The organism is Streptomyces sp. NPDC004542, from assembly GCF_040610035.1.
Classification (GTDB): Bacteria; Actinomycetota; Actinomycetes; order Streptomycetales; family Streptomycetaceae; genus Streptomyces.
Map to the genome: position 1 here is coordinate 77328 of NZ_JBEXLP010000005.1, position 14181 is coordinate 91508.

The 14181-nt window shown below is 73.7% G+C and carries 12 protein-coding genes; 10 read left to right on the forward strand and 2 right to left on the reverse strand.

Annotation, left to right across the window (positions count from 1 at the left end; genetic code table 11):
- The first annotated feature begins 153 nt into the window (after positions 1-153).
- Positions 154-837: a DUF4255 domain-containing protein gene (locus ABZX30_RS04865; protein WP_355928882.1), complete on the forward strand. Its 684-nt coding sequence runs from the start codon at positions 154-156 to the stop codon at positions 835-837.
- Positions 834-2879: an AAA family ATPase gene (locus ABZX30_RS04870; protein WP_355928885.1), complete on the forward strand. Its 2046-nt coding sequence runs from the start codon at positions 834-836 to the stop codon at positions 2877-2879. Before ABZX30_RS04865 ends, ABZX30_RS04870 begins: the two co-directional genes overlap by 4 nt.
- 77 nt (positions 2880-2956) lie before the next feature.
- Here the strand turns inward: ABZX30_RS04870 and ABZX30_RS04875 are convergent, their stop codons facing one another.
- The gene (locus ABZX30_RS04875; protein ID WP_355928886.1) at positions 2957-4393 is read right to left on the reverse strand and encodes an RICIN domain-containing protein; all 1437 of its coding nucleotides are present in this window, start codon (positions 4391-4393) and stop codon (positions 2957-2959) included.
- Positions 4394-4666: 273 nt separating this feature from the next.
- Here ABZX30_RS04875 and ABZX30_RS04880 point away from each other — a divergent pair, with 273 nt between their 5' ends.
- The 4 genes from ABZX30_RS04880 to ABZX30_RS04895 are packed head-to-tail and all read left to right on the forward strand — an operon-like array spanning position 4667 to position 7463.
- Positions 4667-6286 carry a phage tail sheath subtilisin-like domain-containing protein gene (locus tag ABZX30_RS04880; RefSeq protein ID WP_355928888.1) on the forward strand — a complete coding sequence of 540 codons (1620 nt, stop codon included), beginning with the start codon at positions 4667-4669 and terminating at the stop codon, positions 6284-6286.
- Between the two features lie 57 nt (positions 6287-6343).
- A complete protein-coding gene (locus ABZX30_RS04885; RefSeq protein WP_061925927.1) occupies positions 6344-6787 on the forward strand; it encodes a phage tail protein in 444 nt (147 codons plus the stop codon).
- Positions 6787-7308: a hypothetical protein gene (locus ABZX30_RS04890; RefSeq protein WP_355928892.1), complete on the forward strand. Its 522-nt coding sequence runs from the start codon at positions 6787-6789 to the stop codon at positions 7306-7308. The genes ABZX30_RS04885 and ABZX30_RS04890 overlap by 1 nt, the downstream gene beginning before the upstream one ends.
- Complete coding sequence (locus ABZX30_RS04895) at positions 7305-7463, forward strand: DUF6760 family protein (protein ID WP_355928895.1); 159 nt, start codon at positions 7305-7307, stop codon at positions 7461-7463. Before ABZX30_RS04890 ends, ABZX30_RS04895 begins: the two co-directional genes overlap by 4 nt.
- Before the next feature lie 275 nt (positions 7464-7738).
- Here the strand turns inward: ABZX30_RS04895 and ABZX30_RS04900 are convergent, their stop codons facing one another.
- Complete coding sequence (locus ABZX30_RS04900) at positions 7739-8260, reverse strand: hypothetical protein (RefSeq protein WP_355928898.1); 522 nt, start codon at positions 8258-8260, stop codon at positions 7739-7741.
- 838 nt (positions 8261-9098) lie between these two features.
- On the opposite strand from ABZX30_RS04900, the gene ABZX30_RS04905 reads away from it, so the two are divergent.
- The 4 genes from ABZX30_RS04905 to ABZX30_RS04920 are packed head-to-tail and all read left to right on the forward strand — an operon-like array spanning position 9099 to position 14148.
- Entirely contained in the window at positions 9099-11009 is a 1911-nt protein-coding gene (locus tag ABZX30_RS04905) for a hypothetical protein (RefSeq protein WP_355928901.1), read from the forward strand.
- Positions 11010-11060: 51 nt separating this feature from the next.
- Positions 11061-11483 carry a phage tail protein gene (locus ABZX30_RS04910; RefSeq protein WP_355928903.1) on the forward strand — a complete coding sequence of 141 codons (423 nt, stop codon included), beginning with the start codon at positions 11061-11063 and terminating at the stop codon, positions 11481-11483.
- 32 nt (positions 11484-11515) lie between these two features.
- Positions 11516-12241 carry a tail protein X gene (locus ABZX30_RS04915; protein ID WP_355928905.1) on the forward strand — a complete coding sequence of 242 codons (726 nt, stop codon included), beginning with the start codon at positions 11516-11518 and terminating at the stop codon, positions 12239-12241.
- Positions 12241-14148, forward strand: coding sequence for a VgrG-related protein (locus ABZX30_RS04920; RefSeq protein ID WP_355928907.1), 1908 nt, complete (start codon positions 12241-12243; stop codon positions 14146-14148). The genes ABZX30_RS04915 and ABZX30_RS04920 overlap by 1 nt, the downstream gene beginning before the upstream one ends.
- The last annotated feature ends 33 nt before the right edge of the window (positions 14149-14181 follow it).

Here is a 14181-nt window from a genome sequence, read left to right on the forward strand (position 1 = left end):
CGAACGGGCAGCCGTCACCGCCCCCTTGGGCACTCCGCCGTGCCCCGCGGCCGTCCCCGGCGTGCCTGCGGGTCCGGCCGCCCGGGAGGGCAGGATCGGTCACGGCGGCAGGCGGACGGACGAGACCGGGCACGGCAGAGCGGGAGCACGACGGTGATCCACGAGGTGGACGAGGTCCTCAAGACCCTGCTCGGCGGTGGCGCGCTGGCCGGTTCCGGAATCGACGTCGCCTTCGACGCCCCCACCCGGGACTGGGCGGCCCGTCGCAACGCCCCCACGATCAACGCCTACCTGTACGACATCCGGGAGGACGTCAGCCGCCGCCAGCGCGGTCACATGCCGGTGCTCGACGAGCGCGAGGTGATCGTCAAGCGCCGCCAGCCGCCGCGCTGGTTCCGGCTGTCGTACCTGGTGACGGCGTGGACCAAGCAGCCCCAGGACGAACACCGCCTGCTGTCCGCCGTGCTGGCCACCCTGATCCCGCGCGAGCTGCTGCCGGCCTCGGAACTGCCCGGCGCGCTGGGCGCGCTGGGCATGACGGTACCGATGTCGGTGGCCGGCATCCAGACGGAGTCGCGGTCCCTGGCGGAGATCTGGTCCGCGCTCGGCGGTGAGCTGAAGCCCTCCCTCGACCTGGTGGTCACCGCGCCCTTCCCGGCCTACCCCGAGTACGACGCCGGACCACCGGTCACCGAGGGCGCGGCGGTCCGCGTGCGCACCATGGACGGCGTCCCGGACGGGGCGGAGGAACGCGCGCACCGGCCCCGGCAGGTGGCGGCGGCCCGGGAGGCCCGCAGGGCGGCCCGGCGCCGGGGCCCGGCGGGGGGTGCGACGTGAGCACGTGGACCGCGGCGTACGAGGCGGCGGCACCGGCGTCCGACCTCGCCGCCCCGCTGCTCGCCCGGCTCGCCGTCCTGCGCGACCGGGTCGCCCTGCTGGTCGAGCAGCGGTCGGCAGACGACCCCACGGCCACCGACCCCTTGCGCGGCCTGTACCTGTCGGAGGAGGCGGTACGGCATCTGCTGCGCCCGGCGGACCCCCCGCCGCCCGGGCTGCCCGGCCCCGCCGAGCCACCGGACGACCGGCTGGCGGCCCTGTCCGCCCGCCTGGGACTGACCGAGCTCGACACCACCCTGCTGCTCATCGCCCTCGCCCCCGACCTCGACCGCGGCTTCGAGCCGCTGTACGGCTATCTCAACGACGACGTCAGCAGGCGGCGGGCCACCGCCGCCCTCGCCCTCGACCTGTGCGGGATCCCGGCCCACTCGGCGGGCGCCCGGGCCCGGCTGCACCCCTCGGCGCCGCTGTGCGCGCTGGGGCTGCTCACGGTGGAGGAGCCCGAACGACCTTTCCTCAGCCGCTCGTTGCGCGTGCCCGACCGGCTCGTCGCACACCTGCTGGGCGACGACACCCCGGACGCGGTACTCACCGGACACCTCCATCCGCTGCCGGCGCCGCCCTCGCCGTACGGCGAAGACCCCGGTTCGTACGGCGAAGACCCCGCCGAAGAGGACGACTTCACCCGGTTCGTGCACCGGCTGGCGGCCCGGCTCGGCGCCGGTCCCCCGCTCGCCGTCTTCCTCCGCGAGGGCCGCGAGGGCGACGGGCTCGTCTGTGCCGCCGCCGCCCTGGACACGGCAGGACTGCCCGCCCTGCGCTTCTCGGGGCCCGAGGACCGGGTGCCCGAGCTGCTGCGGGAGGCACGGCTGGGCGGGTACGCCGTCGTCGTCTCCGGGCTGCCGGACCGGCCGGGCCCGCTGCTGGAGCGGTTGCGGGCGGCCGGTGACGTCACCGTCCTGATCACCGACGCGCGCCCGTACGATCCCCAGTGGTGCGCCGACGACCCCCTCGTCCTGGAGGCGCCCCGGCGCCGTGCGGGGGCGGCGGGGACCTGGTCGGCCGTTCTCGGCGAGGCGCCCGGCTTCGACCTGGCGGCCACCGTCGCCCCGTACCACCTGCCCGAGGACCGGATCGCCCGCGCGGCACGCGCCGCCCGGGCCCTCGCCGGCTTCGAGGGCACCCCGCTCTCCCCCGCCCACCTGCGGCTCGCCGCCCGTCAGCAGTCCGCCTCCGGCCTGGAACGGCACGCCCGCCGGATCCGCCCCGCCGTCGACTGGACCGATCTCGTGCTGCCGGACCGGCCGCTGACCCAGCTGCGGGAGCTCGCGCTGCGTGCCCGGCACCGCGACCGGGTCCTCGGCGACTGGCGGCTCAGCGCGGGCGGCGGCCGGGGCCGGGGCGTGCTCGGCCTGTTCGCGGGCGAGTCCGGCACCGGCAAGACCCTCTCCGCGGAGGTCGTCGCGGCCGAGCTGGGCCTCGACCTCTACGTGGTCCAGTTGTCGTCCGTGGTCGACAAGTACGTGGGCGAGACCGAGAAGAACCTGGAGCGCATCTTCACCGAGGCAGACCGCACGGACGCGGTCCTCCTCTTCGACGAGGCCGACGCCGTCTTCGGCAAGCGGTCCGAGGTGAAGGACTCCCACGACCGGTACGCCAACATGGAGAGCGCCTACCTCCTCCAGCGGCTGGAGTCCTTCGACGGCATCGCCCTGCTCACCACCAACCTGCGCGCCAACATCGACGAGGCGTTCACCCGGCGCCTGGACCTGGTGGTCGACTTCCCCTTCCCCGACGCCGGGCAGCGCCTCGCGCTGTGGCGGCACAGCCTGTCCCACGTGCCGTGTGTCGACGACGTCGAACTCGGATCGGTGGCCGCCGACTTCGAGCTGGCCGGCGGCTCCATCCGCAGCGCCGTGGTGACCGCCGCGTACCTGGCGGCCGGCCGCGGTGACGTGGTCACCCCGGCCGATCTGCTGGAGGGTGCCCGGCGCGAGTACCGTAAGGCGGGGCGGCTGCTGCCGGGGAACGGTTCCTGGTAGAGCGCGCTCGGGGGCGAGGCGGGACGCACCACGGAGATCCCGCTCGCGCCACCGCCCGGCTGACGCGCCCGGCCTCGTCAGCCCTGCGCGGGGTGGACGATCCGCCACTCCTGGTCGTCGGTGTTGGAGCAGTCGAAGAGCGTCAGGTTGGCGTCGTTGCCGCCGGTGCTGTATCCGGCCACGTCCAGGCACTTGTTGTTGCTGGCGAAGTTGCGGATCCAGTAGGCGCCGCTCTGCTGCTTGTCCAGCCACCACAGCTGGTTGTCGGCGGTCGTGCCGTCGCAGGTGAACTCGGTGATCGCGGATCGGACCGGCTGGGCCCCGTTGTAGGGGAGGTCCATGCAGAGCCGGTCCTTGACGTTGCGGATCTGGAAGAGGGGGCGGCTTTCGGGACCGCCCTTGGCGTACGTGACCTCCAGGTTCCACAGCTGGTTGTCGTTCGTGGTGCCGTCGCAGGTGAACTGCCGTACGGGGCCGCCGGCCGTGCCCTTGCCGTAGCCCGGGACGTCCGCGCACTTCTTGGTGGTGGGGTTGTACAGCAGGATGTTCGACGCCGGCACCACGGGTGTCGCGTGCTTCTTCGGCGCGGCCGGCGAACTGCCGCCACCGCCGCCCGAACCGCTGCCGCCCTTGCCGCCGCCGTCCTCGGCCGCGGTCTGCGGCGGCTCGGCCGCGGCGGACTGCGGCGGGGCCGCCGGAGTGAGGGCCGCAGTGGGGGTGGGAGACGGAGCGAGGGTGGTGCCGGCTTCGGCGACCTTCTCGGTGGCCCCGGTGTTCACCTGGGGCCGGTAGGCGATCCACAGCATCACGAAGGTCACCGCGAGCGCCGTGAACACACCGAAGAAGGTGGCCAGCCAGCGCGGCAGGAACCCCCGCTGGACATACGTCCCCTCCACCGGCAGCGGCTCCGCCCCCGACCGCAGCACGGACAACGTGTACGGCCGCTGCTCCTTCCCCCCGAACCAGATGATCTTCCTCGGCCGCAGCGTCGCCTCCACGAACGCCGCCCGGCCCGGCTCGATCTGCACACTGCCCGGACGAATGTCGTACGACAACTGGTCACCCGTGTCACTCCCACCGACCGAAGCGGTCAGCCTGGTGTTCCCCAGATTGTCCACCGCCAGACGAGGCCGCCCCCGAAAACGCCCCTTCACCGTCGGCGGCACCAACTCCGCCCGCACCTCGACGAACGGCGTGATCGTCAGATTCCCCTCAGGAACCGTCGTCGCCTCCGGATGCTCCGTCGGCGTGATCCGCACCGCATACGGATTCGGACCAGCCACCGCATCCGACGTCCGCGGCGGCGCGAACGTCAACTCCACCGTCCCCGTCGTCCCCGGATACAACCGCACCACCGACGGCTCGACCACCGTCCACGGCGCCACCGGCCCCACCGGCTCGAAACGGTACTCGTCGACCACATCACCCGTATTGCGCAACCGCAACCGCACACGCGTACTACCACCCGGATCCACCGTCGCGGAAGCAGGCTCGAGAGAAGTCCACAGGCTCACGCCGCGACGCTAGACCGGGTACGGTGCGGGCACAGCGGACGCGTGGGCAGACTTCCCGGCACAAGGACCGCCGGTGTTGCCCTCGTGGACACCCGGGCCGTCCGGGCCGTTCCGGGGCGCCTCCCGGGGGCAGTTCCGTCCGTCGCTGCCCCAACGGGCACGTCTGGGGGCAACGGCGATGCCCGCGGAAGGGAACCGGCGGCCGTTTTCCGGGGTGCCGCGCGCGCGTGAGGCTGGACCCGTTCCTGTCTCGTACCCCGAGGAGAGCAGAGCATGCCGTCCTACCTGTCGCCCGGCGTCTACGTCGAGGAGGTGGCCAGCGGCTCGCGCCCCATCGAGGGGGTGGGCACCTCGGTCGCGGCCTTCGTGGGGCTCGCGCCGACCGGTCCGCTGAACGAGCCGACGCTGGTCACCAACTGGAGCCAGTACGTCGCCTCCTTCGGCGAGTTCACCGAGGGGTACTACCTCGCGCACTCCGTCTACGGCTTCTTCAACAACGGCGGAACGGCCGCCTACGTGGTCCGCGTCGGCGGCTCCGCCCAGGGCGCTCCCCTCGACGGCTCGGCCGGCACCGCTCCCGCCGCCGTCACCGGGACGGCCGCCCCGGCCGCGCTGCCGCCGGCCGAGCCGCAGCAGCTCGGCACGTTCACGGTGGCGGCCATCGCCCAGGGCGGCAGCGGCCCGCTGAGCGTCGAGGTCGCCGACCCGGAGGGCGAGGGCCCGGCCGAGCGGTTCAGGCTGATCGTCAAGGACGGCGACAAGCCCGTCGAGAGCTTCGACGTGACCGCCAAGAAGGGCGGCCGCAACTACGTCGTCACCCAGGTGAAGGAGCGCTCCAAGCTCATCACCGTCACCGAGGCCGCGCCGGCCGCGCAGCTGGCGCGCCCGGACAACCAGACGGTGACCCTCCCGGCCCCGGCCGGCGCTCCCGCCGTACCGGCCTCCGGTGCGCCGTCGTCCGATGCGCCGTCGGGCGACTCGCACCCCGGCCCGGCGACGTACCTCGGCGACTCCGCCGACCGCACCGGCTTCGGCGGCCTGGAGGCGATCGACGAGGTCTCCATGGTCGCGGTGCCCGACCTGATGGCCGCCTACCAGCGCGGCGCGATCGACCTCGAGGCCGTCAAGGCGGTCCAGCTCGGGCTGATCGCGCACTGTGAGCTGATGGGCGACCGGGTCGCGGTCATCGACCCGCCGCCGGGCATGAACGCCCGTCAGATCCGGGTCTGGCGGCAGGAGACGGCCGGTTACGACTCCAAGTACGCGGCCCTGTACTACCCGTGGATCAAGACCTTCGACCCGGCCGGCGGCCAGTCCCGGCTGGTCCCGCCGAGCGGCCACGTGGCCGGCGTCTGGGCCCGCAACGACTCCGAGCGCGGGGTGCACAAGGCGCCCGCCAACGAGGTCGTGCGCGGCGCGGTCGACCTGGAGATCCAGATCACCCGCGGCGAGCAGGACCTGCTCAACCCGATCGGCGTCAACTGCATCCGCGCGTTCCCGGGCCGGGGCATCCGGGTGTGGGGCGCGCGCACGCTGTCCTCCGACCCGGCCTGGCGCTACCTGAACATCCGCCGGTACTTCAACTACCTGGAGGAGTCGATCCTCATCGGCACCCAGTGGGTGGTGTTCGAGCCGAACGACCACGCCCTGTGGGCCCGCATCCGGCGCAACATCTCGGCGTTCCTGGTCAACGAGTGGCGCAGCGGCGCGCTCTTCGGCCAGCGGCCCGAGGAGGCGTACTACGTCAAGTGCGACGAGGAGACCAACCCGCCGGAGTCGGTCGACGTCGGCCGGGTCGTCTGCGAGATCGGCATCGCACCGGTCAAGCCCGCCGAGTTCGTGATCTTCCGGCTGGCACAGTTCTCCAGCGGCAGCGGGGAGCTGGAGGAGTAGTCCGCCGGCCTGCCTCCGACGCCGTTTCTCCACACGTTCCAGAAGGACAGCGAACACATGAGTCTCCAGCCGGGTGACGCCCTCACCTCACACAACTTCGGCCTGCAGATCGACGGCGTGATGGTCGAGTACCTGGCCGAGGTCAGCGGCCTCAGCATCGAGCAGGACGTCATCACCTACCAGCAGAACACCCCGAACGGCCAGAACGTGGTCAAGAACCTGCCGGGTGTGAAGAAGAACGGCACCTGCACGGTCGTCCGCGGTATGACCCAGTCGGCCTCGTTCACCCAGTGGATCAACGAGTCCATCACCGGCCAGATGACCACGGCCCGCAAGAACGCCTCGATCATCATGATGGACTTCCAGAACAACCCGGTGAAGCGCTACCACCTGCGCAACGCCTGGTGCAGCAAGATCGACGCGAGCACGGTGAAGGCCGGCGAGGCGTCCGCCCTCACCGAGACCGTGACCATCACGTTCGAAGAACTGGTCATCGAGTAATGCGGCGTACGGCTGCCAGGGCCGGCGGCGCCGTCGCGTACCCCGGCGCGGAGGCGCCGGGGGCGGACGCGGGCGTGGAGGCGCCCGAGCCGGGGGCCGAGACGGTGCCGGCCCCCGCTCCCGGCCCCGCCCCCGTGCGGCAACAGGAGTCGCTGCGCACGGAGTTCCCCTTCCAACTGCCGCGCGGGTACGTCGACGAGTCCGGCACCGTCCACCGTGACGGTGTGATGCGCCTGTCCACGGCCCGGGACGAACTCGTGCCGCTGCGTGACGTGCGGGTGCAGGAGAACCCGGCGTTCCTGTCGGTGGTACTGCTGGGCCGGGTCATCACCCGGCTCGGCACGCTGCCGATGGTGCACGACGGGATCGTGGAGAACATGTTCGCCTCCGACCTGGCCTTCCTCCAGGACTTCTACCGCCAGATCAACGCGGAGGGCCACACCCGGGCCGCCGTGCGGTGCCCGCACTGCGCGGAGCCCTTCGAAGTGGAACTCGGCGGGAGCCGCCTGGGGGAATCGTGACGTACGCGACCGAACGGCTGCACGAGGAGATCGCGTACGTCGCCTACCACTTCCACTGGGGCCTGGAGGAGATCCTGGACTTGGAACACCACGACCGCCGCCGTTACACGGACCAGATCGCGTCCCTGGTGACGCGGGCCGGCGCGGAGGGCTGAGCGGTGGGTTTCCTGGACCGGTACCGGTTCCGGCAGCGGCGATCCGGCGACACCGGGCCGATCGCCGAGGCGGGCGAGCCCGCCGACGCCACGGTGGGCCCGGAACCCGCGGGCGGCGACGTACGGTCGGGCGGGCGTCCGGTGGTGGCCGCCTCCTGGCCGGGGCTGCCGCCGATCCAGCGGGCCGTGGCCCCGAACCCGTCCGGGGTGGCGGACGCCCGGTTCGGCGGGCGGCTGCCGACGTGGCAGAACCCGTCGTTCGTGGGGACGGCCTCTCACGCGGTGCTGGACGGACGGTCGAGCGCGCTGCTCGGCGACACGTCCCGCTCGTCATCGGGACGGCCCGTGTCCGGCCTCGAACACCCGGCCGGCGCCCTGCCGTCGGCCGGCCCTCCCGGGCATCCCACGGTCCAGCGGGCCCCAGCGGTACCGCTGCGGCTGATTCCGCCACGGGTGCCGGGCGAGCCGGGCGGAGGGCCGGGGGCGGCGGGCGGACCGGCCTCGCCGGCCCGGGTGACCGCGCCGAGGAGGCCGGCCGCTGCCACGTCCGCGTCGGCTCCTGCGGGGGCGACCGCTCCCGACGGAGTCACCCCACCGAGTGTGCCCCCTGCGTCCGGTTCGGCGGCCCCGCCGGCCCGGTCCGGCGGGGCCGTGCGTACGGGCGGGCAGGCGCCGTCGGTCCAGCGGGCCAGCTCCGACGGCCCGGTGCCGCCCGTGCCCGCACAGCCTGCCGCGGTCAGCGGTCCGGACGTCCCGGTGGTGTCGCCCGAACCGCCGACCGGCCCGGCGGTGAACACGCCGCTTCCCGTATCCGGTCTCCGGGTGACACCTGTACCGGCGGCCCCGAGGGCGCCCCGGCCGAGTTCCCTCACGCGGGCGCGCACGGGGGCGACGGCGGTTCGGCGGCGGACACTGCCGGTGGCGCGCCGGCTCCCCACGCCCGCGGGCGGCGCGCCCTCGGGGCCGCCGGCGCCGCAGGACAGGGGCGGGGAGCCCACGCCGTCAGCGGACAGCGGCCGGGACGGCGCGGCTCACGCCGCCGAACCGGCCCCCACCGTCCAGCGACGGCCCGCCACGTCGACGAACGCAAAGCCGTCACCGTCGACCCCCACCCTCCAGCGACGGCCCGCCACGTCCACGAACGCAACACCGTCACCGTCCACACCCGCCATCCAGCGACAGCCCGCCCCACCCACGAACGCAACGCCCCCGCCATCCACACCCACCCGCCACGACAACACGCCCCACCGCACCGAGACGGCCCCCACCGTCCGGCGACGGCCCGCCACGTCCACGAACGCAACACCGTCACCGTCCACACCCGCCATCCAGCGACAGCCCGCCACACCCACGAACGCAACGCCCCCGCCATCCACACCCACCCGCCACGACAACACGCCCCACCGCACCGAGACGGCCCCCACCGTCCGGCGACAGCCCCCCACACCCGCGAACGCAACACCGTCACCGTCCACACCCGCCATCCAGCGACAGCCCGCCACACCCACGAAGCACACGACATCCGACGCACCGACAACGCAGCACCGCCCGAACGAGTCACCGACGCCCCCACCGGACCACACCCCGGACGGCGCGGCACATCGCACCGGTACCGCTCCCACCGTCCAGCGGACGGTGAAGGCGTCCAGTGGCACCACCGCACCCAGTGACGCGGCGACCCCCGGCATCCCCGTTCAGCGGTCCCTCACCGGCGGCCCGGCCCCCGCGCCTGCCGTGGGCCCCCGGTCCGGCGGCGCGGCGGCGGACCTCGACCGCATCGCATCGGCGGAGCCGGTCCGGGGCGGGGACTCCGGCGCCGAGCGCGCCCTCGGAAGTCTCCCCGCCAGGGCCGCCGTATCCCCGCCTCCGTCCACGCCGACCGGCCGCACCGGCGCGGCACCTCCCGTCGTCCAGCGGCAGCCGGCCGCCGACGCCCCCCTGGCCGGCCCACCGGCGGACGGCCACCACACCGACACGCGGCCCGCCCAAGGACACCACCCCGCCCCAGCCGCCACCCCGACCCGCCCGGCTCACCCCTCGACGACCGCCCGCCCCGGGGCAACACCTCCCGTCGTGCAGCGACAGCCGGCCACCGACTCCGGCCGCCCGCTCCCCGCGCCGCCCGACCCCGCTCGCGTCTCGGGCGGCCTGGGGCGCCCCACCGCTGCCCGCCTCACGGCCGCCCGGCCCACGCCTCCCGCTGCCACGGCCGCCTCCCCGCCAGGGGCGGTGGCGCACGCCCAGCGGTTCGCCCCATCCCCGAGTGCACCGGCCCACACGTCGCCGGCCACCACGCCGACACCGCCCGGCGCCGCACCCCGGCCGGCCGTGGACACGCCCTCCGTGCAACGGGCGACGGCGCAGTCCGGCAGCGCGCCCGCGTCCGCCTCCCCCGCGCGCCCCGTCACGGCCCCGGCCGGCGGCTCGCCCGGCGCGACGCCCTCCGTCCAGCGCAGCGCGGCCCGCCGGACGCCCCGGGTCGGGCTGGGCGCACCGATCTCCTCGCCGCCCGCCGCCCCTGCGGGCCCTTCGCTCCAGCCGGGCCCCAGGAGCGGGCCGGACGAGCCCACCCGGCAGAATCCGCCCACACAGCTGGATCCGCCCACCCGGCTGGATCCGCCGGCCCGGCACGATCCGTCGGCCCGGCCGAACCCACCCGCACCGGCCGGCGTCACCGGCGCACCCGCGCCCGTGGTGCAGCGCGTCACCCGGGCCGGCGCGTCCACCGCGTCCGCCGCGGCCCCTGCCGCCGTCGTCCCCCGCCGCTCCCCTCTGGGCGTTCCCACGGCCACCCCGCCCGCCGACGCGACGCCCCTCACCGGGCCCACCTCCCCGCTCCAGGCTCCGGCCACGGCTACGGCTCCCTTCACGGCGCCCCGCCTCGACGCACCCGCCCCGGCCACACTGCCCCCGCCTCCCCCGCCTCCGGCGGTACCGCAGCCGACGTCCACGCCGGGCCCCACCGTCGTGCAGCGCTCGGCCGTCCCCGCTCGGCCCTCCCCCTTGCGCCGCCCCACCCCCACGGTCACCCCCGCACGCGCGGCCACCCCCACGGGCCGTGCCCCCCTGCCGGTCGCCCCGCTCACGCCACCCCCGTCTCCGGGCTTCGCCCCACTTCAGGGCCCCGCCACGCCTCCCGGTGCCGCGTCCGCCACCCCGGCCCCGCCGCTCCCGGTCGTCCAGCGCTTCTGGAAGACGACGACCAAGCCCGCCGGGCAGTCCGCCACCGGCGCCCTGGCAGCCGCCGCGGCGGCAACCGTCGCCGGCACCCTGTCGAGGCCGCCCGTCACCCACCGGGCCGAAGCGCCGCCGCCCCCGTACACGCCCCGGGACGGCTCTCCGCCGCCGTACACCCCGTCGCCCGGCGAACCACCCCCGCCCGCATACACGGCGGCCCCGCCGGGCGCCTTCGACCCGAGGGAGCTGACCGACTTCCAGCTGGACGAACTCGTGCACCGGATCATCGGCCGCATCACCCGTCTGATCCGTACCGAACTCCGCCTGGACCGCGAACGGATCGGCAAGCTGCGCGACCCGCGCCGTTGACCGGCCCCGACCGGCCAGGAACCACAGGAACGACAGAAAGGCCCACCCGCGATGTCCCGCCAGGACCCGGGCTCCACCATCTGGTTCAGCCTCAGCATCGACGGCGAGAGCCTCGGCTACTTCAACGGATGCGAGGGGCTGTCGTCGCAGGTGGAGGTCGAGCACCGCCAGGAGGGCGGCAACAACGGCTTCGTCTGGCAGCTGCCGACCCGTGTCACGTTCTCCACCATCCGGCTGACCCGCCCGCTCACCCCGGACACCACCAAGGTCGCCAAGTGGATCTCGTCCGTGCAGACGGGGATCAAGCGGCCCACCGCCCAGATCGCGGCGCTGCGCGCGGACGGTTCCGAGGTGGCCCGCTGGGGGCTGATCGACGTACTGCCGGTGAGCTGGACCGGTCCCACCCTCGACCCCGGCAACCCGGCCGTGGCCACCGAGGTCCTGGAGATCGCCCACCACGGGTTCACGGACTGAACGGACCGGACGGACTGAGGGGAGGGACCAGCATGGCCAAGGGCAGCAAGGGCGGCGCAGGCAAGAGCCTGGTGCGCGCCACGCTCGCGATCCACGAGCCGCCCGTCGGCGGCAGTACGACCCCCGGCGGGATCATCAAGACGTTCGGCTTCGACTTCAACCCGGCACAGCTGTCGCTGACCCGGCACGCCGAGTGGAAGACCACCCCCGCGCAGATCGAACGGGACGGCTCCCTGCCGGAGTTCATGGGGGCCCGGCCGCGCGAGATGAGCGTGGAGATCTTCCTCGACTCCTCCGACGAGCCGACCAGCAACACCGTGCTGAAGAAGGTCGAGTCGCTGCTCGACTGCTGCGAGGTGACGACCAAGAGCATCGCCGCCAAACAGCCTTCGCCGCCCTGGGTGGTGCTCCAGTGGGGGTCCTTCTCCACCGCCCGGTTCACCGCCTACGTCAGTTCCGTGGAGGCCACCTACACGCTCTTCGGGACGACCGGCGTGCCCATCCGCGCCACCTGCCGGCTGCAACTGCACGAGATCCCCAGCAAGACCAAGGGGCAGAACCCGACCTCGGGCGCGCTCACCGCGCAGCGCGTGCACCGGGTCGTGGCGGGCGACTCGCTGCAGTCACTGGCGTGGCGGGAGTACGGCGACGCGGCCGCCTGGCGGGCCATCGCCGAGGCCAACGGCATCGACGACCCCTCGCACCTGCCGACCGGCGTCGAACTCGTGCTCCCCGCCGCCGAGGAGGTGCGTACCTGATGGTGCGGTCCGCGTTCTCGAACGTCGTCGACGTGAGGATCGGGGGTGCCAAGCTGCCCCCCGAGTTCGCCAGGGCCCTCGTCGACAGCTACGTCGACCAGGGCGTCGGCGTGCCGGCCGCGTTCCGGCTGACCTTCCGGGACCCCTACCGGCTGGTTCTGGGCAAGCTGGGCATCACCTTCGGCACCCCGGTCGTCCTCGCTCCGGTCGCCGACGGGCAGGGCGCCTCCGATCCGCTGCTGACGGGCGAGGTCACCGGTCTCGAGGCCGACTACGACGGCACCGGCACCTTCACCGTCATCCGCGGCTACGACTTCGGGCACCGCCTGCTGCGCCAGCGCCGGGTGGCCGCCTACCGCAACCAGAGCGCCTCCGACATCGCCCGGAAGCTGGCCGCCCAGGACGGGGTGCCGGTCGGGCGGATCGAGTCGACGAAGACGGTGTACGAGTTCATCAGCCAGTCCAACGTGACGGACTGGGACTTCCTGGCGCGGCTCGCCGACGAGAACGAGATGGTGATGTCCGTCGACGCGGACGGGAAGTTCCAGTTCGTCAGGCCCAAGTCGGCTTCCGGGGCGCCCTCGCCGGACACCGACGGCGACAAGAGCCCGTTCGTCCTCCAGGCCGGGCACGACATCCTGCGGCTGCGGGCCGCGGTGACGGCCGCCGACCAGGTCGGCAAGGTCGAGTCGCGCGGGTGGGACGTCACCACCAAGAAGAAGCTCACCGCCACCGCGACCGCGACCGCCAACCCGGGCATCGGCATCGGGACCACGCCGGGTGCGGCGGCCGGGAAGTTCAAGACGGCCAAGCTGGTCGACACGGGCACGCCCTACGACAAGCAGAACGAGGTGAAGTTCGCCGCCGACGCCCTCGCCGACGACGTCACCGGCGCGTTCGCCGAGCTGGAGGTCGTCGCACGCGGAAACCCCAAGCTGCGGCCGGGAGTTCCGGTGGCGCTGGCGGACGTGGGCAAGCCGTTCGAGGGCAAGTACACGGTCACCTCCGTCCGGCACGTGTTCGGCGACGGCAAGCACTACGAGGCCTGGGTGACGGTCAGCGGGCGGCAGTGGCGTTCGCTGTACGGGCTGAGCTCCGGCGGCACCGACAGCGCGCCCCGGCTGCCCAGTGTGGCCAACGCCCTGGTCACCGACGTGAACGACCCGCTGAAGCAGGGGCGGGTCCGATTGCAGTTCCCGTGGCTGGACGACACCTACGTCAGCGACTGGACGCGGACCGTGCAGATGGGCGGCCTGGGCGGCGGCGGCATCTTCCCGATGGACGTCAACGACGAGGTGCTGGTCGCGTTCGACCGGGGAGCCCTCGACCATCCGTTCGTGATCGGCGGGCTGTACAACGGCAAGGACAAGCCGACCGTCGTCGGTGACGTGCCGCTGCACGACACCGTGCGCAAGAAGGCGAGCCGGCACACCGTCTCCGACCGGGACGGCAACCGCATGGACCTGCTCAGCCAGAAGACCGGCGGCCGCAAGCAGGGCGTCCGGCTGACGTCCGGGGACAAGCAACTGGTCATCAACCTGGACCGGACGAACACCGAGATCGTCGTGGACAGCAAGGGCGACGTCACCATCAAGGGCAGCCGGTCGGTGTCGGTGGAGGCGGGCGGGGACCTGACGCTCACCGCCCGCCGGTCGTTGACGATCAAGAGCGGCGGCGCGCTCAGCATCCAGGGCGGCAGCATGGTCAACGTGCGGGCCGCCGGCGAGATCGGGGTGAACGCGGCGGGCGCCCTGAACCTGAACGCCGTGGGCATCGCCAGCCTCACCGGCGACGCCACCGTGCAGATCAACTCGCTCGTCAACACGACGATCAAGGCGCCGACCACCCTGGTCGGGTCCGCCACCTTCGGGGTCACGACCATTCCGGTGCCGATGGTGATCCCGTGACCGTTTCCGAGCCCGTGACCCCTTCCGAGCCCG

Bases quoted from the DNA above. Each gene is read 5' to 3' on its own strand.
- ABZX30_RS04920 (WP_355928907.1), top strand. From the start codon at position 12,241: ATGGTGCGGTCCGCGTTCTCGAACGTCGTCGACGTGAGGATCGGGGGT.
- ABZX30_RS04910 (WP_355928903.1), top strand. From the start codon at position 11,061: ATGTCCCGCCAGGACCCGGGCTCCACCATCTGGTTCAGCCTCAGCATC.
- ABZX30_RS04915 (WP_355928905.1), top strand. From the start codon at position 11,516: ATGGCCAAGGGCAGCAAGGGCGGCGCAGGCAAGAGCCTGGTGCGCGCC.
- ABZX30_RS04880 (WP_355928888.1), top strand. From the start codon at position 4,667: ATGCCGTCCTACCTGTCGCCCGGCGTCTACGTCGAGGAGGTGGCCAGC.
- ABZX30_RS04885 (WP_061925927.1), top strand. From the start codon at position 6,344: ATGAGTCTCCAGCCGGGTGACGCCCTCACCTCACACAACTTCGGCCTG.
- ABZX30_RS04890 (WP_355928892.1), top strand. From the start codon at position 6,787: ATGCGGCGTACGGCTGCCAGGGCCGGCGGCGCCGTCGCGTACCCCGGC.